The organism is Ensifer sp. BR816 (assembly GCF_000378985.1).
In the GTDB taxonomy this organism is placed as follows: Bacteria; Pseudomonadota; Alphaproteobacteria; order Rhizobiales; family Rhizobiaceae; genus Sinorhizobium.
The window spans coordinates 499,768-519,100 of record NZ_KB905371.1 but is presented as its reverse complement, the minus strand read 5'-3'; the positions used below and the strand labels follow the sequence as shown (position 1 = coordinate 519,100).

Genomic DNA, 19,333 nt, shown 5'->3' with positions numbered 1-19,333 from the left:
TGCGTAGACCCTAGCTCAGCGACGGCGCGCCTTTATGAAAGCTTCACAATTTCTTTCATCATGGCTCTTGATGTTAAGCTTCCGCCTCATTATATTCATTTTGAAAAGTGAAGGAAGTGAGCGTGCAAATTTCGATACTCGACTTGTCTGACGGCAAAAGCATACTGACTGGCAGTTTGCTCGGGCGGAAGGTGCTGGCCGATCTCATCGCAACGGTTCAGCCGGAAGCGAGCGGCAAGATGGTCTTCCTCGATTTCGCTGGTGTCGAAGTGGCCACGTCCTCATTTCTTCGAGAATGCGTCGTCGGCTTTCGCGACTTCGCCCGGAGCGGTCAGGCGAACTTTTATCCCGTAATAGCGAACGCGGGACTGTCAGTGGTCGAAGAGTTAGATTTCTTTGCTCGGCAACGAGGCGACGTATTTTGGTCATGCACTCGCGATGACGATGGCGCTCTCGCCGATATCAAGTTGGTGGGTGAGCTTGAGCCCGTTCTTCGTGCGACATTTGAACTTATAAAGGGTCTGGGAGAAGCGACCGCCCCGCAGCTCGCGGCGCTTGGTAAAGATGAGGCAATTAAGCCTACTGCCTGGAACAATCGCCTCGCGTCGCTAGCGGCAAAGGGCCTTGTTGTTGAACGCCGTGTTGGCAAAACGAAGAGCTTTATGCCGCTGTTGGAGGTTGGCTAATGGGTCTCGATTACATACGCAGAAATACCGGTAAATCGTGGAAAAAGCGCTGGAATGGTGGCCTTGATCGCCTAAAGGGACCAACGCTGTTCGACCTTTCGATCACAGAGACGAGCCACAGCGTAACGGTCGAATTGGCGCCGGGAACGCGTATCGACCTTGGTGACACTTGCATCGTCGAGCGGGGCAGCAATGAGCTTGCGGTGACAAGGGGACTGCACCGGGTCGGGCGCATCCGCAACCCGAGCAGTGAAGTTTCGGCTGCCATCGTAGCGGGCAAAGGCTTCATCGAAGCTCATGTGACGCACGTTGGGCTTTTTGGCGATACAGCGGAGGTGAATTTCAAATGAGCGTACGTCCTGCCCATGAACCGTCACGCGTATTCCGGCAGCCGCAACAGCTTTGGGATGACCCCGCCGTGCATGCGCCAGCGCTGGGCTGCCGCGGCTGTAGAGATTTCGGCGTCTGCGGCGGCCTTCACACGGAGGCCGGGATTTTTCTAGATTGCCACGACTTGTGCACCTGCTCCGACAAGTCGAAGTGCGACATGGTTTGCCGCTTCAACCCGGCACATTTCGTTGCGCGGATGCGTGAGATCGACGGCTTTGAGCTGAGCAAACTGCCGCGTTTTGAGGAGTTGCCGGTGCCCAGTCTGCCGCCCGTCGTGCCATTCATCCATCACAAATACAGCCGAGCCATGCCGCTCAATGAACCCGTCGTCGCCATCCCCCTCTGCGAACTTGTCGATTTGGGGAGCGGACAATTGCATGTTCGCACGCGGGGCGAACTATCGGCGCGGTTTCTGGTGCCGGCCGAGGCTTCGATAGTCGTGAGCGGCGTTGACAAGGACCGCATTATCGAGCGGTGGTGGGAACTGGATAACCGGCCTGCCTTGATCGCACAACTTCGCGAACTTGGGCTAACGATGGTGACGGCGCCGAACTACAGCGTACTCACTGATGTTCCAAGAACAGACAATTTGCACGCTATGAAGCGGATTTTTATGGTCTGGAGCGAGTTTACCGCGGCGGGTTTACCCGCGGCGCTTCATGTGAATGCCCGTACCGAGCATGACTACAGTCGCTGGGCCGCGCTTATCCGGGAACGCCCTGAGATTGGCGTGGTTGCCTTTGAATTCGCAACCGGCTGCGGTCGCGGTGAACGTATCGCCTTTCATACATCGCAGCTGATGTCGCTTGCCCGCCGGGTTGGCCGGCCGCTCGATATCGTCGTCCGTGGCGGGCTTCACGTACTGCCGCAGCTGACGCAGGCGTTCCGTCGGGTAACGCTACTTGAAACACACTCATTTTCACGGACGCAGCGTCGACGCCGCGCATATTTTGATGAAGCAGGACGCTTGCATTGGGCGCCTTCACCGACGGAAATAGGGGCATCCCTTGACGAGCTTCTGGCTCATAACGTCAAGGTCGTGCGCGTGGCAATGGAGATGGCGATGCAAAAAACGTCAAAGCCGATCCGATTTGTTCGACGCACGCGAGACGTTACACCGAACCGTGACAATGAAACCGGGCAAATCAGCTTTTTTGACAATGCTCAGTTTGCCATTCGGACTCAAATTGTCACCGCTAAGCGTGAGAACGTGATCCCCGCTGCGAAAGCGTAGGTCGCCATTCTCATGCGCCAGCGCCCGAAAAAGCTGACTGATCCCATAGCCATGTCCCGACTGGCGCCCGAACCTGGAGGCCCCGTCGGCTATGGCTTCGCGGAGCGCTTGGCCAGAATGCTCAAGTTTTGTGAACTCGGGGTTTTGTCTGAGGCTTGCCAGTACGCCCATCCCTGCGTCGGCAACGACAAACTCAAACGCGTCGCCACTTACAGCGTACGCGACAAGACCGGTGTCGATCCGGCCGCTGTGGTTATAGACATTGTCTTGCAATTCTCCCAGTGCCCCAAGAAGTCCTTCGACAAGTCTTCGCGGCATATTGTGCGCCGCTGCGTTCTCCGCGTGTTTGGCCCATTGATCCCAGAGCGACTGATCGCTGGATTGAGGATCGTGGCGGAGCAGTGGGAAAACCCCCGCGACTTCGTTGATACCGCAGCCGGTAATGGTACCCTGATTGAGCGCTTGATCCACCATGCCTATGAAACGCGCTTCGAACGTTACGGCGCGATAAGCGTCTGGCAAGAGGCGTCGGGCCATGGCCAGTTCAATCAGAGGACCAATTCTTCCCGATTTTCGAACGCGGATACCCCCTGCTTGGGCAAGCCGGCCAGAGACAGCCTGCCAAAGCAGATCATCAGCATTTTCAAAACTGCCCTCAATATCGCGTGCCCCCTGCATGCAGTCCTTGGAAATCCCCCGATGCTCTATTCAGCAATACAACATTATCCCGACATCCTGATCACCACTGGCGACACAGAAAGCGCCCTTGCTTGGCAAGCGGATAGGATGAATCAGTTCAAGTTAATGCAATATTGGCGCGAAAACTCCACTCGCGCCACAGGAAAGGACCGCAACTCGCGCTTTTATCGAAAAAGATTCCGGGAGAGCGGCGCATGCAACTTCGGATGATAACTGCGATGGTCATCTTCGTCGGCTCCTACCTGCCCCTGAGCCTCATCCTGCTTGCGCAAAACGTCGATTACTCGCGCTTGAGCCAGAATGTATGTTGGAAAATCTGGGAGCAGGACTGTTCGCTGCCGCTGAACAATCCACGTTTTGCACTTGGAATATTCGTGGCATGCAGTCTGTGTTTCGTAGTTACACTAGTTGCCCTGGCGCTCGTCCAGCCAAAACACGAAATCGAACTGACTGGAGTGAAGCATGTACCGGCCGATCTGATGAACTACACCCTGCCCTACGTGGTGTCTTTTATGAGCCTCGACTACCAAGAGACGGGGAAATTTGTAGGTTTTCTAATCTTTTTAGGTTGGATGTTCTGGATCACATACCGATCAGGGCAGATTGTGCTCAATCCGATCCTGATCGCCTTTGGATGGCGCCTCTATGACCTCTCCTACAGGTTTGTAGGTGATGCTACGGAGCATTCCAGCAATGCGCTCGTCAACGGCGCCGTCGCAAGCGGCGAGCGCCATCGGCAAGTTGCCATCCAAGATATTCTCATAGTTAAGCCCAGCCGCACCAAGGATGATTGAACATGGCTGCACTGCAAGCATTTACAAATTTTGATATCGACGCAGCGACCGTCGCTCTTTGGGTATTCAAGAAATCATTTCGACCAGGAGCGGCACCGGTGTTCACGGGGCGCTGGGTGCAAACAGACGACGCCCTCGACACCGCATTAAAGCAAGCGGTAATTCAAGAGCGTGCACGAATTCTCGAGGTCAATGAATATGGCCTGCTCGCTCAGAACAATGAGGATAGTGCGCTTCGTATCGATGGCCTACTTACCCACGCAGGGTTGCTGATAGAACAGACCGCTGCAGAGCTTGACGCAAAGAAGGTGCGCAACTTGAAAGATGTGCGTAACAGCGACTTCTATGTCATCAAGCTCGTGAGCGGCGATTCAATCCTCTACGCTGTCCGGAAAACGGATGCGTCATGGAAGTCCCAAAAAGCAGTCAGCTATTTAACTGTGCTCTTTGCTGACGACGAGCTAACCTTACAGCAGGCGCCAAGCTTTAGCGTTTCACGCTACGTCGATTTCTTTATTATTGATGACGACGTGCTGATGACGAACAAAGCGGCCTTTGAGTCGGTGTTGAGTTATAAGCAGGCTCATGCGGATGACTTTGCCGCCCTCCAAGCGGAACAAGACTTTTCCTCATTGTTCTCGGACATCGCTCCTTTAGTCACGTTCGTTGGGACGAATAAGCTGCATCTGCGACGGGTGTGCGCCATCAGACAAAAAGGGCACTACAGGAATGCGGCCTTCATGGATAAGTTGAGACAACAACACCATCAATTCGGCTTGCTCTTAATTTTCGATGCACACGGCAGAATTGATCCTACTGAGGAGTCATGTGCGGATATAATCCGGGCGTTCCTGGACCACCGCCTAACGTCGCCATTCTCCGAAAACGTATATGATGTTCCCGACGCCACCCCGGTTCACTAAGCAGGACCGACCACCTGCTTGGCGCTTATCGAGCGAACGAAAAAGACGCCCGGGCACCAAAACCTGTTCCGGGTTAGGCTAGACCTAGGCAAGTCAAGGTAGTATGAGCAAATGCAAGCGGCGCGTTTCAGCGTCATTCAAGTACGATTAATCATGACAAATTTGGATCTCTTCAAGCAGGACTTTGTCCTCAGCATTAAGCCTGAATATGCGACACGGATCGTAGATGGACTGAAGAAGGTCGAGCTGCGACGGCGATTCCCGTATGGCACAGCAACAGATGCGAAGCTGTTTATCTATGCAACCGTGCCGCTTCAGGCGGTCTTGGGGTATGCCACGATCCAAGAAGTCAAGAGATTACCGGTCGATGAAATTTGGCGGCAGTATCATGACGTCGCCTATATCGAGAAGCCGGCGTTTGACGAGTATTACGGCGATTTGGGCGAGGGGTACGTTCTCGTTCTTCGCGATCCGGTCAAACTCACGGTCCCCGTCCCGCTCGAAGAACTAAAGGCTAAACTGAAGTTCACCCCGCCGCAGTCGTTCACCTATGCAGACGACGCTTTCCGCAAGATCGTTTACGGCCAATAAGATGAAGTTTTTGATTGATACCAATATCGTCATCCAGCTCGAGAATGACGGAGAAATCCAAGCTAAGTTTGCGAACTTGCTGCGCATGGCGCAAGAGCACGGCGTTCAGGTTTTCGTCCACGAGGTGTCGATCGAAGACATAAATCGCGATACCAACGAGCCTCGCAAGAAAGCCACCCTCAGCAAGGTCCAGAAGTTCCAGCAGTTGAAGGGGGTCGCTTCACCAAGCGTGGATGAGCTAAAGGATCGCTATGGCGAACTAAAAAAGCCAAACGATGTCGTCGATGCAAAGCTGCTTCACGCTGTTTATCGATCCGTAGCGGACTTCCTTATCACGGAAGACGACGGTCTTCATCGCCGTGCGAAGCGAGCTGGCCTTGCCGAGCGTGTGATGACCGTCGCAGATGCGCTGGCCTGGCTCAAACAAAGCTTTGAACCTGACACGGTCTTCTTGCCAGCCGTGGAAGAGGTAAAGGCCCACGCGATCGAATTCAGTGATCCGATTTTTGATGGACTGCGCGCTGATTATAACGATTTCGATGGCTGGACGGCGAAATGTGTCAACGAGCATCGCGATTGCTGGATCGTGAAGAATGGCGAAGCGCTTGCGGCCATCGTAATCCGAAAAAACGAGAAGCGCTCTGAAGCCAACATCAAGAAACCCGGCAAAAAAATCCTGAAGATCTGTACGTTCAAGGTATCGGAAGATCATCGTGGGCAGAAGCTCGGCGAACAGCTGCTCAAACAGATCTTCTGGCATGCCCAGCGAAACCGCTACGATGTCGTATACCTCACTGCCAAAGCGAAGCAGGAGTCGCTGATCCGACTTCTTGAAGACTACGGCTTCGAAAAGACCAACGAGCAAAGTGACGGCGACGGAGTTTTCGAAAGGGCCATCGGACGCGGGAAGCTGGACCTTCGAACTGGCGAGGATGCACTTACCGTTGCTCGCAGGAATTACCCTCGTTTCCACGACGGGACGGCGATACGCAAGTTCATCGTTCCGATCTGGCCGTCATACCATGCGAAGCTCTTTCCCGAAGTCGAGATGCTTCCGGAAAACGTGTCGACGACCCAGGTGGCTATCCCGGGTAACACGATCCGCAAAGTGTACATCTGCCACTCGACGACCAGGAAGGTCCGTCCCGGCGACATCGTCTTCTTCTATATGACCAAGCGCGACAGCAAGTCGCCGCGTGTTCAGTCGATCACGTCGATTGGGATCGTCGAGAATGTTCGCCATACGGATGACTTAAACGAGGTGAGACGCTGGACCGCCAAGCGATCCGTTTTTTCTGATGAAGGCCTCCGGAATTGGGTGGGCGGCACCAGCCCTTTGAAGGTCATCGACTTCCTTCTGATCGGCCACATCGTGCCCACGCTTCCATTGAAGCTTTTGATGTCAGAAGGTGTTGTGAGAAGTCATTCCCAGTCAATCAGCGAGATTCCCGAAGGCCGCTATCAAAGGCTGAAGCCACTTCTCAACCTCGGATTTGAATTTTAGCCGGCCGCTCTGGCCAGCCGGTCACCGACTTGTTTGTGCCTCCGGTGGGTTTTCCCAGCACCCTGGGCTGCGCTAAGCGTGAACTCGAATACAGAAAGCACGTCGCTTGCCTGGATGTCGCCGTAGAATGTGTGCAATGCGTGGACCAGATCGGCCTTCGACGCAAACCCATCCTTGCGGGCATCGCTGTCGCTGAGCTCGGCGAGTGTCTTGTAGCAGACGGCACCAATATGTAGCGCACCAATGCAGGTCGGTACGGCCTTTTCGCGATGATCGCTGACGACGAATAGCGGTAGCTCTTGGGCTGAAGGATATTCGACGGCACCCTTTGAATACCGAATCGTCGACGATTTTCTCGAGGAGAAGATCAGCTCTGCAAGGTCCGCTACCATGACGAATCGATGGCGCTCGACGGCATCGAGATCGGGAAACTTGTTGCAGAGATGGGCTTTGAGCTCCGAGGGAGCAAGACTTCCTTGATCGATCGGCTTCGCACTATGGAATGCCACCTTCAATGCTGTCTCTCCTTTCGGAATTCACCTTTGCCTCCGGGTATAGCTGACCCGTTGATAGTACCCAAGCCTTGCTTGTAGCCGTCCCCAGAAAGCTGTTACGGTCAACCATCATAGGTGGGGCGATGAACACAATACTCGTATTCGGCGTTTCGGGCGTCGGCAAATCCTGGCTTTGCCGGCAGGTGGTCACATCCTTAGGCGTACGCCACGTCAGCGGCAGCGAATTGATCCGTGCCGAGAAAGAACGTCTAACCTCGCAAATCGTTTCCGCCGATTCGTTGAGATCGGACCGAGTGGTGGACAATCAAAAGCTGCTTCTCGACGGGTTTCGCTCCTACAAGGCGCAAGACAGCAGGTCGATCCTATTCGATGGCCACAATGTGGTCGACACCGATGACGGGCTCGTCCATATCCCTTTCGAAGTTATCGCCGGTCTAAAGCCTGCAGCAATCGCAATCATCGTTGACTCTCCGGCGGCTATCATCGAGCGGCGCGCAGCTGACCCCATGCGAGACGGACCAAAGCGCACGACTGAAGCGTTAGGCTTATCAGGATCTATGCGTTGGCCTTGCGAGAGAGCATGCAGAGTTGCTTTCCATTCCGATGAACTCGATAAAATCAAGCGAGACGGATGAATTTATCGATTTCGTTCAGCAGTTCATATGAATTCATTTGCGAACAAACCACTAACCAATCGGGTTGAGGGTGGTGCAGTCGGTTTGATCAAACACACCGCCCACTTCGACTTTGTCAGGCTGGACGCCAGTGTACGTACTGATAGCCCAGTCCTGAAATCGCGATCCATGCGATAGCGCAAGCGATCGCAAGCAAAAGCGCGCCAAACACACCGCAGTAGTTCCGCGTCGCGTTTAACCACCTCATCTGCCAAGGACGCCGGTGCGCGGTGCGGAGATTCACGCCCCTTACAAGATAGTGGCCGGCGAACATTCCGGCGACAACGAGTGTGAGGCCTACAGCGATCAAACCAACAGCCTGGAAAAATGCCCAAATGAAAATCGGCTGCTCCAAAAGGCGAGGAAGGTCCGCTAGCCCTCCACGCAGGTAAAACGAATCCAGAGCGCCATGATTGTGTCAGGCCAGGTCTGCGACCCAGATGTTGAATCCGGTCACACACAACGGCAAAGAGAGCCAAAGCAGGTTGCCGGCGGCCCGAGTCGCTCCCCCAACGCGCATTGCGATGATCCCAAAGCGATGGTCTGCAGGATAGCGATCGCTAGCGGGCGAACTTGAGATACAGGTATACAAGGCCGATGGAGAACAGGGCGAGTACGAAGCAGATCGAGACGAAGTCAGCGGATTGGCGCTGGCGGTGGGTGTTGTAATGCAGCACCTGCAGTTCGTTCCAGGCATCGATGGCGACGAGCGCCTGCGCGTGTGATGGAGGGTGGTCGACGTCGTCGACCCAACCTATGAGGCAGGTCGAAAACCTGAGCTCCTAGGTAAATCCTGCACTCAGGTCCCTTCCGATCCCTCATCTTCAGCAAGTGCATCCCCCCAAAGCGCTGCCGGTTGAGCAGCCCGGCGTCCTCAAACCGCTCGAGATCGGGCAGCTCGCGTAGAGTTTCCAGGCTGAATACCGATAAGAAATGTCTGGTCGTCACATAGGTGTAAGGCGCTCCGGGTGTCGGGCTGCGCGGGCCGGAGCCGAGGAAGCCGGCGTCGCGCAAACTGGCGATCGTGTCGCGGCTCACCTCCTTGCCGAACATGCTGGACAGCTCGCCGCGGGTCAGCGGCTGGGAATGAATGTGGCAGTTCTGTCTAATAGTCGGGCAATGAACCATTGCGGAGGAAAGTTATCGACCGGGAGAAGCCTCTTCTAAGGCAACTAACGCACGGCGGGATAAAGTCGGGGGAGCCATCGCTCGATTACGTCGAGCGGGAAACCGAGGCGGACTTTACCCTTCGGACTGGGCGATGTCAGCACACCACTGTCGAGGAGGCTGGATAGAACTGTCCGCGCCTGGCGCTCTTGATAGCCTGTCAGAACCTGCACTTGTGCGCGTACGAATTCGCCCGTGAGGATGGCTTCGCGCAAGAGAGGCCAGCTGCCTTTTGGAAGGCGTTGCATCTGAACCTCCTCATTGCACCAGATTTCCACGCGGTTAAGCAGTTCCTCAGGGGTCAGGAGCTCCTCCATGAATGTGACTTGGTCCAGGCAGCAAGACAGGAAGAAGGCGGTGAACTCGGTCAAGCCCGCATGTGTGAGATTGCCGCGACCGTCGAGATCACCACGGCGGGGCTGATCCGCTTGGGCGAGCAATCGTTTGTAGTCGGAGACGTTTCTGGCAAGTCCGCGTGACACCGACCACAGTTCTGAGCCAATTCCAAGATCTCGCAAAAGGGCATGCGAGAATAACCGCGACACACGCCCATTGCCGTCAAAGAACGGGTGGATCCATGCGAGGCGGTGGTGAGACGCGCCGACGCCGATGATTTTCTGAAGCTTGGAGAGCATCTTGAATGAGTAGGCTTCGACGAACCTTGCGATGAGCGGTTCGATCATTTCAGGCTCGGGGGCTATATGTTCACCGACTTTCACATGCCGCGTTCTGAGCTGTCCGGGAACCATTTTGATTTCTTCGCCGGTATCTGGGTTTCGGACGATCAACAGGTCATTCGGAAGCCGCCGGCAAAACTCTCCGTGCATCCAGCAGATGCCTTCCAGCGATAAAACAGGAAAGGGCATCTGGCTTCTGTCAATCAGCTGCTGCACCTCGATATGGGCGCGCGCTTCAAGCTGAAGGTTCCGCTTCTCTGGCTCTCGCGCATAGTCACCTGCCATTGCGCGGTCGATGTCGACGGGAAGTGTGTTGTGTCCCTCGATGAGATTCGAGTAATAGCAGTTCATCGAGCGCACGAGGTCGCCGACCGACGCTCGCATAATGGGGTGCAGGCGTGCAGCGAAACGGCTAGCTGTCGAAGTCAATTCGATAGCGACGTCTTCAAGCTCTTTGTTGCTTTCGGGAAGCAGTGGTTCCATGCTCGCCAAAGTGACCATATTTTGCCGCTTTTTATGCCGTTGGATTTCTCTTTGCGAACATAGTGATAGGCGTACCCTATGGCAATCACTTTGCCGGTTTTATTGCCGGTCGACGTTGCGCCACGTTCCCATGGTGAATGTACCCAACTCCCTCATGTGGCAAATCCTCTTTTGTATCGCGCTGTCCCCTAGGAGATCGTTTCGAGCCCGGATCGGGGTTGGTCCAGCGAATACCGGAAACAACCGGGCCAAGCGCTCGGTCCTTCGAAAGAGCGCAAATCTCGGCTAGGCGCCTCACCTGATCGGCCCAATCATCGAGCGAAATATCTGGGTGAATATTGCTGGTGAAAATGCGTTTTGCGAGGCCTGGCGGTTCATTTCTTCGAGAAGGCTTCGCCTTCAGGCTCAGCGGTCGAAGTCTCGTCCAGCGCCTGCCGGCTGAGCAACCCGTCGTCCTCGAGGCGCTCAAGATCGGGAAGGTCGCGCAGCGTCTCGAGGCCGAACACCGAGAGGAAATGTCTGGTGGTCACATAGGTGTAAGGCGCGCCGGGTGTCGGGCTACGCGGGCCGGAGCCGAGGAAGCCGGCGTCGCGTAGACTGGCGATCGTGTCGCGGCTCACCTCCTTGCCGAACATGGTGGACAGCTCGCCGCGGGTCACCGGCTGCAGATAGGCGATCGCCGCCAGCACCGCGGCCTCATGCTCCAATAGCGCAGCTGCGGCCGAGGACGAGCGCGTCGGCGCCTGCGAGGCGCGGATGGCGGGCGCGTAAGCCGAACGGCTTCGATGCTGCCAGCCACCGGCCACCGCGATGATGTCATAGGGACGCGACCGCAGTTCCTCGCGCAAGTCGTCGATCAAAAGCTCGATGCTGCAGTTTCGGCCGACGACGCGCGCCAAAATATCGCGGCTGACCGGCTCGCTGGCGGCAAAAATCACCGCTTCCACCCTGAGCATCCATTCGCGCCAGCGCAGTTCCGCCGGCAGATCCTCAAGCTCGCGATCAAACAACACATCGTGTTGTCGATCCTTGTCCCGTCGACGCCGGGTTTTTGCTGCGCTCGCCCCCGCCATCGTCATAACCCAAAAATCCGGAACGAGGTGCGGCCGGAGAGTTCACGCACCGCGCCAAGATTTTCGAGCCGTTCGAACAGCCGCGTTGCCGCCCAGCGGGAGAGTTGGCTGCCGGGCGCCGAGGCCGGCACGGCATCCTCGTCGAGCAGTGTTTGGATGACGGGGCCGGCGCCCTTGGTCCGCACTTTTGGCGCCACCGCCAACAATGTCTCGGCGCGCCGGCCAATGTCGTTGGCCTGTCGCAGGGCCTCGACCGTGCCCGACACGAGCGCCAGGCACACCGCCCGGGCAAAGCCGGGCTCGCCCGGCCGCACCCGTCCCCGGCCGCCGATCGTCTTGAACGAAGCGCCGTAGCGTTCGCCCATCAAAAGCGGCACGCCACATGCCCAGCCGAGTTTTTCCGCCAGCAGCCGATCGGCCAGCCACCAGGCGAGGATTTCGGCATCGGGGCGGGCGGCGCAGATGTTGGCGACCAGCTCGGCGGCGGCGAACGGCAGGGCGCGCGGCGACTGCAGTGCGGCGTCGAAAAGATCGGCAACCTCGCTCAGGCCGTCGCGGCGCAAGCCGATCAGTTCCGCCAGGTGCTGCAAAACCTTGCTGCCGATCGTTCGCTTCTTCGCCGCCAGTCTTTGGAAGGCCAAAACCATCGCGCCCGCCGGGCCGGGCTCGTCGCCGGGTACGGTCAGCAGCACTGCATCGCGCAAGCCCGCCTCGCCCTCGCTGCGGCCGGTTAGCTGCACCGCCGATTGCGCGCATTTCAGCGCCAGCCGCTGGCGCCAGCAGCCGGCCCAGGCGGGTTCGGTGCGCACCAGATCGTCCAAGGATTTCAGGGCGATACCGGCGGCGAAGGCCGCCTCGCTCAGATCGCGGCCGCGAGCATCCGCCCAGGCCGGCAGGGGCGGCACGGCCGCCGACGCGATCGGGGTGGCAAGCGGGGAGCGGAGGCGCGAATCCATGCCACGGAGCATAAACAAGACGCGCAGTTTGCGCTAGCGTTTTGGCTTGAAACCGCACCACCTGTCGATTGCAAACGATGTCCAATAAACTTGCCTTATCGGACGTTTTGCTCCTTATATAAGAAATGGGCCAAATCATCGAGCAAAACGGCGAAAATCACGTCGAGGAGAGTTCTGCTCCGTCTGACAGCACGGCCGGCGACAACGATGTTTCCGCGGCGCAGCCGTCGGTCGAGACGAGCGCCTCACTCCCCTCCCCTGTCGCGGCGGCGACCACCGCGCTGCCGGCGCATCTCGAGCGCCTTGCCGATCGCGCCCGCGGGTATGTCGAGGCCGCCAGCTCCGCCAACACCCGCAAGGCCTATGCCTCCGATTGGAAGCATTTCACCGGCTGGTGTCGGCGCCAGGGTCTCACGCACCTGCCGCCCGATCCGCCCACCGTCGGTCTCTACATTACCGCCTGCGCGTCAGGAGCCGCAACGGCCGACCGCAAGCCCCATTCGGTCATGACGATCGAACGGCGTCTCTCCGCAATCACCTGGAACTATGCCCAGCGCGGCCTCCCGCTCGCCCGCAAGGACCGCCACATCGCCACCGTTCTGGCCGGGATTCGCAACACTCACGCCGCCCCTCCCCGCCAGAAGGAAGCAGTGCTGCCCGAGCATCTGATCGCCATGCTCGAAACGCTCGATCGCGGGACGCTTCGGGGCTTGCGCGACCGCGCCATGCTGCTCGTCGGCTTCGCCGGCGGGCTGCGCCGATCCGAAATCGTCGGGCTGGATTGCGGCCGTGACCAGACCGAGGACGGCCGCGGCTGGATCGAGACCTTCGACAAGGGTCTGCTCCTGACCCTGCGCGGCAAGACCGGCTGGCGCGAAGTCGAGATCGGCCGCGGTTCGTCGGATGCGACCTGCCCGGTCGTTGCCGTGGAGACCTGGATCAAGTTCGCCCGGATTGCAAAGGGTCCCCTGTTCCGCCGCGTCCGCGCCCAAGGCAAGGATGTTGGACCGGACCGATTGAACGACCGGGAAGTGGCGCGTCTCGTCAAGAAGGCGGCCTTGGCCGCCGGTATTCGCAGCGACCTCAGTGAAGGTGAGCGAGCCGAAAAATTTTCCGGCCATTCGTTGCGCGCCGGCCTCGCCTCGTCGGTCGAGGTCGACGAGCGCTATGTCCAGAAGCACCTCGGCCATGCCAGTGCGGAAATGACCCGCAAATACCAGCGGCGGCGCGATCGATTTCGCGTCAATCTCACCAAGGCATCCGGGCTTTAAAGACCCTCCCCTGCTCGGCCTGAAGCCGTCCGTAAAAATTGGGGGACCGGATTTTTCGCTTAGCGCTTCAAGGGAAATCGGGAAGTAAAAGCGACAGCCCTCAAAGGAGCTGATTTCGCTGCATTTCGGCCACAGACGGCCGCTGGCGCGATTCTTCAGCCTCCGATAGCCGGATGCCCACTTGAGACCGGATTTAGTGCTGTACGGGCTTCCATTTTGCTCCTAAAACACGCCGTCAAAGGAACGTTTTCTCAAACGTGTCTTATTTGTACAACCTCGAAACGCCGACAGAACCCGATGGCGAAAGCTTCGCATCTCAATCCCCCTCCCCCGCCGAAAAGGCTCATCGGTTACGCCCGCGTTTCGACGGACGATCAGCTCAACGACGCCCAGGTCGACGAGCTGCGCGCCGCCGGCTGCGATCGGATTCATCAGGAGCACGGATCAGGCGCTTCGCGGGCAAGGCCGGTTCTTGCGAAGCTGCTGAAGGATCTTGCCGCAGGCGACGTGCTCGTCGTCGTTCGCCTGGATCGCCTCGCCCGTTCGGTCAGCCACTTGCTCGACGTCATCGAAGACCTCGAGACGCGCGGCGTGCATTTCCGCTCGCTGCGCGATCCGATCGATACCTCGACACCGCAGGGGATGTTTTCGCTGCAGGTGCTTGGCGCTGTCGCACAGCTCGAGCGCGCGCTGATCGCCGAGCGAACCAAGTCGGGCATGCTGGCCGCCAAGGCGCGCGGCAGGCTTGCCGGCAATCCGGGGCTTCGGGAACGGCGACCGGAGGCAATCCGCGCGGTATCCGCAGCGCGCGAGCGCGCCTACCTCGATGAACTGATTGCATCGGCGCAGGCATGGCTGCCGACGGTGCGCCAGCTGCGGCCGCGGCACAGCTGGGACGATGTCGTGCGCATTCTCAATCGTCGAGGTCACGACTGGACGGTCGAGCGCTTGCGCCGGGCGGTTCATCGGATGGTGCGCGAGAAGCTCGCAGACCCGGAACTGCTCAGCCGATCCCCGCGTCGGCCCCCTGAACATCATCTGATGCGGCTGGTTGCTGGCATCGCGATCGCCGACCCCGATCTGTCGCTGCGCGATATTGCTGCCCAATTGGACCAGATGCAGGAGCGGCCGCCACGCGGCGGGAGGAAATGGCAGCCGTCTTCCGTCAGGGCGTTATTGGACGAGGCGCGCCGATTCGGCCTGGTTCGGTCCTGAGCGCCTGGTTCATGAGGCGACCGGGCTTCCGGCGAGCGTCCCTGCGTTCGGGCAAACGGTGGTCCTCGACGTCCGACAGGAGCCCTGCGCTTGGAGCGGGCAGCTCGCCTCCTCCGGAACTCGACGGGAGGGCACGTAGCGGAGATGAACCGTTCTGAACGCGGCAAGCTCGCGATCGATGAAAGTAAGGTGACGAGCCGAACCACTATTTCGCCTTAGTCAGATCCGCAGTTGCGGGGCAGCCGTCGAGGTACCGATGCGCCACGGAGAGCACAGGCTGGCGAGAGGGTCGTCGCAGCGAACGGCGGAAACCGCACGGCGTCCAAAGGATCAAGCCACGCGATGAACGGCTTTACATTTGCATGCGACGGGGTCTACAAGACTTTGACCGCAGCCGTTATCTCATTCCAGCGCTCAGCTGCCCTCTCGACCCTCCTGGCGGTCTCGACCGCAATCGCCATCAAGAATTTCTGTTGATGGTAGTTGCAAAGACGGCCTAGGTGCACTCACCATTCAAGAAACCGGTAGGGGCTGTTCGTCGTCGTCCGCGTGCTTCGAGCTTCGAGCAAACGGCTCGACTTTCGAGGCGCTCAATGCAGCGACAACTGCTGCCTTCATCCAGCGCCGCGAACTGGCGTTGACCGCAAAGTCCGTTGCCCTAAGGGCCGCCTCGACCATTTCAGGCGTAACTTTCTTCGTCGCGCACACTTCACTCCAAAGTCCAAGGATCCTACGAGTTCGCCCAGGACATTAGCGTATTTGCGGGAAACACCGAAGGTAACCGAATATCTCTTTGTCGCCGACCCGCGCGCTGCCCGGCCTCAATCGCTGCGAACCGCCGGCCGGATATCCGGTCCGGGCCAGGCCAAGCGATTGCTTTCGGAAAGCACAATCCAGGAGCGCTCGTCATCGAAGCCGAGGCGGCGCCTAGTCGCCGGCGGAATCTGATCGCCTCGTCGGTTCGGCCCGGGTGGCGAATGGGTGGTCGGCAGCACGCGCACGACCGGCGTGCCGTCCTCGAGAGTCGCGACCAGCGCCAGCACCAGGCAGGGCCGATCTTTGTCTCCTTCCTTGCGGCCTTCGAGATGTTGCCCGTGCCAAAGATAGGAATAACGGAAGACGTGGCCTACCTTGATTCAGTCGGCAGCATGCTTGCCCGTCAACAGTTCGGCATTGAGACGATCGAGACCCGGCTCCATTTCGGCCCGTTGGACCGCGGCGAGATCGTCGTCGCTCAGCTCCGCCGTCTCCTCGACGCGACGGTCGCGCCGCGGCCGCAGATAGTCCTCATAGGCAAGCAGCATGGTCCGTGGTCGGCCGTTCTTGGTGATGATCACCGGCTCGCGCGCGGCGGCGTCCTGATAGACCCCGAAATTCTTGGAAACCGCCGCAGCGGTCACGGTCGACGTCATATCAACACTCCTTTTGTCCGGAATATGCGGATTTTCCGTAGTTTCCGCAAGAACACCGGAAGCTGGACGAGATGATCAATAACCATAGAGTGGTGGATCCGAAGAGCCAAGCGGTGCATCTTCGCACCGAAGAGCTCGACGCGCTCGACGCCATCCTGCCGTTCGACCGGCGCCACCAACTGGCCGCGCTGCTGACCGACGATGACGTCGCGACACTCAAGCACCCAGGGGGCGGCATGGGCGAAGACACGCTGCGGGCGCTCGCATCGGACCTCGGCGATCGCGAGGCCTGGTGCCAACTGGCGATTGGCAGTGCGTGCCCTCCCCTGGCCGGCGCCGAAGGCGCTGCTGCTCACTTCGTCGCCCATCAGCTTTGGGGTCCGCGCCGGTGGGAAGCGGACACTGTGCGTCGCCACCTCGCCAACTGGTCGACGCTGACGAAATGGCGCAGTCTCGACGTTCGCCTTTCCTGGCATCAAAGTAGGCTCTGGCTGGTAGACTGCGACCATTCTGATGGTCGCCCTCGCCTCCGGCAGCCGGCGCCGCAGCGAGGTCGCCGGCCTGTGGCTGAGGCCCTCGGATGCAGGCGAGGGAGTGATCCGCACAGGGGCTTCGCTCGGGATATCCCAGGAAGCCGCCGATCGCGGCATTCCTCTTCCTGAGTCCATGAGGCAATCACGTCATCGTTTCGTTAACAGCGCTACGCGTCGAAGCGGGCGTCCGGCAGATCTACTGCCGTTCGCCATTGGAGCGATGGATCCAATGCTCAAAGCTAGCGATCCTCCGACATAGTACGCAAGGAAAGACTTTGGCAGCTTTGGCGTCAGACCTTCGCTGGGTTTCGACGCATGTTCGTCGTCGATCTATCGCAAAAACAGGGTCCGACACCGATTGAAGGCGAACCTTGGGCGACGGGTCGGGCGCCTGCATGACATCGTAGGTAATGAACGCATCCAGACCGAGATTTGTACTCTCGGCAATCGAGGCCACGCTGACCTGGGTGTCGTCGACGGTCACGTAGCCGCCACGTCGGAAAACACGAAACGTGAGCTCTTGAGTCCCGGCAAGAGCTTTAGCTGAAATGGTTTGTAGGCGATCATATGGCCGCGACTGAAACGCAGCCCGTCGTTACCGTAAAGCCTCGCCCATGTTCTGGAACCGGGTGATGCGCGAGTCACGGCGTCAGAAGTCGGTTCTTTCGACAGCTCGGGTGGACTGTTTGCCGTCGGTATCGCAAGGACTAGAAAACGGCATCGTGCGGCTAGTCTAAGAGGCATCTTGACGGAAAACGCGTGTAGTTGAGTTCCGCACGATTGGCCCCCGTTTGACAATGTTGTCGGACCCCTGCTGGTTCCTGTCCGCGTTCAGCGACGCTGGTTGCGCTGATAGGAGACGCGAGCAAGCCCGTAATGGCTGGGTATGCCATTGACGTGGCATCTCTCACGTTCGGAGACCTCCTTTAAACACGCACGTTTCCAGGGAAGGGGCAGGGGGTACTTTGACCCTTTTGGTGAGAGGAGACCATGGCTTCAGAGTTACAGCTGTAACTCCTGCGGCTTTCTCTCTTCTTCAGCGCGGCCTCGAGGCTCAAGTTACAGCTGTAACTCGAGCGTCGGAAAGCGAGGCAGGTTTAGGGCTCACGCCTAGACCCTGGTACTTGCCCTCCACCAATCCAAAGAGGCTGCGTTCGAGGTTGAGTTTTCCTTCGGTGGCACGATCAACCATTGCTCTGAAGTAGCCCCCCGGCTTCGAAATCTGCTCCGGATCGCGCAACGATTTTTCAAGAACAGTCGCCAGTATTGCCGCAGCGGCGTAGGCACCCACACGCCGCTGCCCATCCATCCATCCGCCTTCAGAAAGCCCAATCATTCGCCGCAACATTTCACCGCTCCGACCCAGCGCGGACCAAGTGTCGAACCGTGCGCCGATCATCGATTGTGCTTCAGGGCAGGCGCTCTGCACAAGTCCTATCGAAACTGAACCTAGCACTTGCGTCTGAATATTTTCACTCAAAGGGCGAGTGGATTTTTCACGAAGTCCTGAAGCGTTCGGCTCAGGCTTTTTCTTGAAAGCCAACTGCGCAGCCCTGCTGCGCTCTGGAAAATATCTCGGCTCCTTAGAGCTCGGCGGTTCATTCTTACTTTCAGTTAAAGATTCAAGGGTTCTATATGTAGCCATGACGTCGATGTCACCCTCGGCTGACACTTCATTCCCTTCCTGACGCGCATCGCTCCTCTCGAGGGCGTCGGCATAAAGTGCGCGGTACGATTCAGCGCGATCGAAGACATTCTTCGCCGTCAACTCAGCTTCCTGTAGCTGGTTTCTCCAATCTTCGGCATCGTCGGGAAAGGCATTGCAAAGGTCTTCGATTGCCCGGGCCAAACGCGATACATCTCGTCGCGCTTCGGTTTCTGCCGCGAGCCTTGCGCGATAGGCTTCTACCTTCTCTTTGATCTCTGCGAACCGCACACGCGCCGGAGTGAAGTCAATTCCGTATCCCGCGATGATGCCGCCCCTCGTGTCACGATAGACAAACCGTCGGCCAGTCGAACTGTCCCGGTAAGCAGCGATGCCAGCCTCGACGAGCCGGCGGATGCAGCGAATGACCGTGCGCTCCGAGCGCATCGTGTACTCAGCCAGCTTCGCATTCGAGACCGCGACAATGGGCCGCCCGCTCCCTTTCCAATCCTCTGGGCGTGATAGGCCCAAGAGAATATCCATAACGTGATACGTCGTGCCGTCTATCCCGAGGATTGGAGCCGCTTGCTTCAGCAGCACGGCAACGTCTCCCTTCGCGGCATCTGGCACATTGTTCGCCATCGCCAAACGACTGCTTGCGACGATGGCTGGTGTGACACGTCTAAAAGACGCGACGGATGAAATTTCGGACATAGGATTCCCACAGCGGCGTGAGCCACCGCTCCCATCTTCGGTTATTTGGGAAGCCAGCAGGAGGGCGCAAAAAATCGGCCTCTGGAGTTACAGAGACTTGATTGTTTGGCCCGGCCGTCCTAGAATCAGATTGCTAAAGTGATGTCGCGGATCGGTTTCGGTCTGGTGGCTAATGGA

The 19,333-nt window shown here is 58.3% G+C and carries 17 protein-coding genes and 3 pseudogenes; 12 read left to right on the top strand and 8 right to left on the bottom strand.

What is annotated here, in order from left to right; translation table 11 throughout:
- The first annotated feature begins 122 nt into the window (after positions 1–122).
- The 8 genes from RHIBR816_RS0132120 to RHIBR816_RS0132085 all read left to right on the top strand — a co-directional run bounded on the left by RHIBR816_RS0132120 (position 123) and on the right by RHIBR816_RS0132085 (position 6,821).
- Positions 123–686: an STAS-like domain-containing protein gene (locus RHIBR816_RS0132120; protein ID WP_245262785.1), complete on the top strand. Its 564-nt coding sequence runs from the start codon at positions 123–125 to the stop codon at positions 684–686.
- Positions 686–1,036, top strand: coding sequence for a hypothetical protein (locus RHIBR816_RS0132115; RefSeq protein WP_018240694.1), 351 nt, complete (start codon positions 686–688; stop codon positions 1,034–1,036). Before RHIBR816_RS0132120 ends, RHIBR816_RS0132115 begins: the two co-directional genes overlap by 1 nt.
- A complete protein-coding gene (locus tag RHIBR816_RS0132110; RefSeq protein ID WP_157628291.1) occupies positions 1,033–2,310 on the top strand; it encodes a DUF4417 domain-containing protein in 1,278 nt (425 codons plus the stop codon). Before RHIBR816_RS0132115 ends, RHIBR816_RS0132110 begins: the two co-directional genes overlap by 4 nt.
- Before the next feature lie 12 nt (positions 2,311–2,322).
- Positions 2,323–3,219: a hypothetical protein gene (locus tag RHIBR816_RS0132105; protein ID WP_018240692.1), complete on the top strand. Its 897-nt coding sequence runs from the start codon at positions 2,323–2,325 to the stop codon at positions 3,217–3,219.
- Complete coding sequence (locus tag RHIBR816_RS34995; protein WP_157628290.1) at positions 3,204–3,803, top strand: hypothetical protein; 600 nt, start codon at positions 3,204–3,206, stop codon at positions 3,801–3,803. Before RHIBR816_RS0132105 ends, RHIBR816_RS34995 begins: the two co-directional genes overlap by 16 nt.
- Positions 3,804–3,805: 2 nt before the next feature.
- The gene (locus RHIBR816_RS0132095) at positions 3,806–4,726 is read left to right on the top strand and encodes a Kiwa anti-phage protein KwaB-like domain-containing protein (RefSeq protein WP_018240690.1); all 921 of its coding nucleotides are present in this window, start codon (positions 3,806–3,808) and stop codon (positions 4,724–4,726) included.
- Positions 4,727–4,837: 111 nt separating this feature from the next.
- Positions 4,838–5,317, top strand: coding sequence for a hypothetical protein (locus tag RHIBR816_RS34990; protein WP_018240689.1), 480 nt, complete (start codon positions 4,838–4,840; stop codon positions 5,315–5,317).
- A gap of 1 nt (position 5,318) precedes the next feature.
- Positions 5,319–6,821: a GNAT family N-acetyltransferase gene (locus RHIBR816_RS0132085; protein ID WP_018240688.1), complete on the top strand. Its 1,503-nt coding sequence runs from the start codon at positions 5,319–5,321 to the stop codon at positions 6,819–6,821.
- Here the strand turns inward: RHIBR816_RS0132085 and RHIBR816_RS34985 are convergent.
- Positions 6,818–7,330: an ASCH domain-containing protein gene (locus RHIBR816_RS34985; RefSeq protein WP_245262800.1), complete on the bottom strand. Its 513-nt coding sequence runs from the start codon at positions 7,328–7,330 to the stop codon at positions 6,818–6,820. The genes RHIBR816_RS0132085 and RHIBR816_RS34985 overlap by 4 nt on opposite strands.
- A gap of 128 nt (positions 7,331–7,458) precedes the next feature.
- Between RHIBR816_RS34985 and RHIBR816_RS35435 the strand changes: the two genes are divergently transcribed.
- The gene (locus tag RHIBR816_RS35435) at positions 7,459–7,971 is read left to right on the top strand and encodes an AAA family ATPase (RefSeq protein ID WP_018240686.1); all 513 of its coding nucleotides are present in this window, start codon (positions 7,459–7,461) and stop codon (positions 7,969–7,971) included.
- Between the two features lie 888 nt (positions 7,972–8,859).
- Here RHIBR816_RS35435 and RHIBR816_RS36860 read toward each other — a convergent pair.
- The 4 genes and pseudogenes from RHIBR816_RS36860 to RHIBR816_RS0132050 all read right to left on the bottom strand — a co-directional run.
- A pseudogene (locus RHIBR816_RS36860) lies at positions 8,860–9,093 on the bottom strand (SMC-Scp complex subunit ScpB); the annotation flags it as partial.
- A gap of 89 nt (positions 9,094–9,182) precedes the next feature.
- Entirely contained in the window at positions 9,183–10,337 is a 1,155-nt protein-coding gene (locus RHIBR816_RS0132060; RefSeq protein WP_157628289.1) for a Fic family protein, read from the bottom strand.
- A 374-nt stretch (positions 10,338–10,711) separates the two neighbouring features.
- Positions 10,712–11,410 (bottom strand): SMC-Scp complex subunit ScpB, encoded by a 699-nt coding sequence (locus RHIBR816_RS0132055; protein WP_052522783.1) that lies wholly within the window; start codon positions 11,408–11,410, stop codon positions 10,712–10,714.
- A gap of 2 nt (positions 11,411–11,412) precedes the next feature.
- A complete protein-coding gene (locus RHIBR816_RS0132050; RefSeq protein WP_018240681.1) occupies positions 11,413–12,366 on the bottom strand; it encodes a DUF1403 family protein in 954 nt (317 codons plus the stop codon).
- Positions 12,367–12,491: 125 nt separating this feature from the next.
- Here RHIBR816_RS0132050 and RHIBR816_RS38180 point away from each other — a divergent pair, with 125 nt between their 5' ends.
- Both RHIBR816_RS38180 and RHIBR816_RS0132040 read left to right on the top strand, forming a co-directional pair.
- The gene (locus RHIBR816_RS38180; protein ID WP_018240680.1) at positions 12,492–13,637 is read left to right on the top strand and encodes a site-specific integrase; all 1,146 of its coding nucleotides are present in this window, start codon (positions 12,492–12,494) and stop codon (positions 13,635–13,637) included.
- Positions 13,638–13,934: 297 nt separating this feature from the next.
- Positions 13,935–14,852 (top strand): recombinase family protein, encoded by a 918-nt coding sequence (locus RHIBR816_RS0132040; RefSeq protein ID WP_018240679.1) that lies wholly within the window; start codon positions 13,935–13,937, stop codon positions 14,850–14,852.
- 821 nt (positions 14,853–15,673) lie between these two features.
- On the opposite strand, the pseudogene RHIBR816_RS38770 reads toward RHIBR816_RS0132040, so the two are convergent.
- Both RHIBR816_RS38770 and RHIBR816_RS0132020 read right to left on the bottom strand, forming a co-directional pair.
- Positions 15,674–16,002 (bottom strand): annotated as a pseudogene (locus RHIBR816_RS38770) (plasmid maintenance toxin (PemK-like)).
- The gene (locus tag RHIBR816_RS0132020) at positions 15,989–16,264 is read right to left on the bottom strand and encodes a type II toxin-antitoxin system Phd/YefM family antitoxin (protein ID WP_018240675.1); all 276 of its coding nucleotides are present in this window, start codon (positions 16,262–16,264) and stop codon (positions 15,989–15,991) included. The pseudogene RHIBR816_RS38770 and the gene RHIBR816_RS0132020 overlap by 14 nt, the downstream one beginning before the upstream one ends.
- A 71-nt stretch (positions 16,265–16,335) precedes the next feature.
- Here RHIBR816_RS0132020 and RHIBR816_RS38765 point away from each other — a divergent pair.
- A pseudogene (locus RHIBR816_RS38765) lies at positions 16,336–16,800 on the top strand (integrase); the annotation flags it as partial.
- Between the two features lie 1,051 nt (positions 16,801–17,851).
- On the opposite strand, the gene repC reads toward RHIBR816_RS38765, so the two are convergent.
- Positions 17,852–19,156, bottom strand: coding sequence for a plasmid replication protein RepC (gene repC / locus RHIBR816_RS34970; protein ID WP_084811378.1), 1,305 nt, complete (start codon positions 19,154–19,156; stop codon positions 17,852–17,854).
- Between the last annotated feature and the right edge of the window lie 177 nt (positions 19,157–19,333).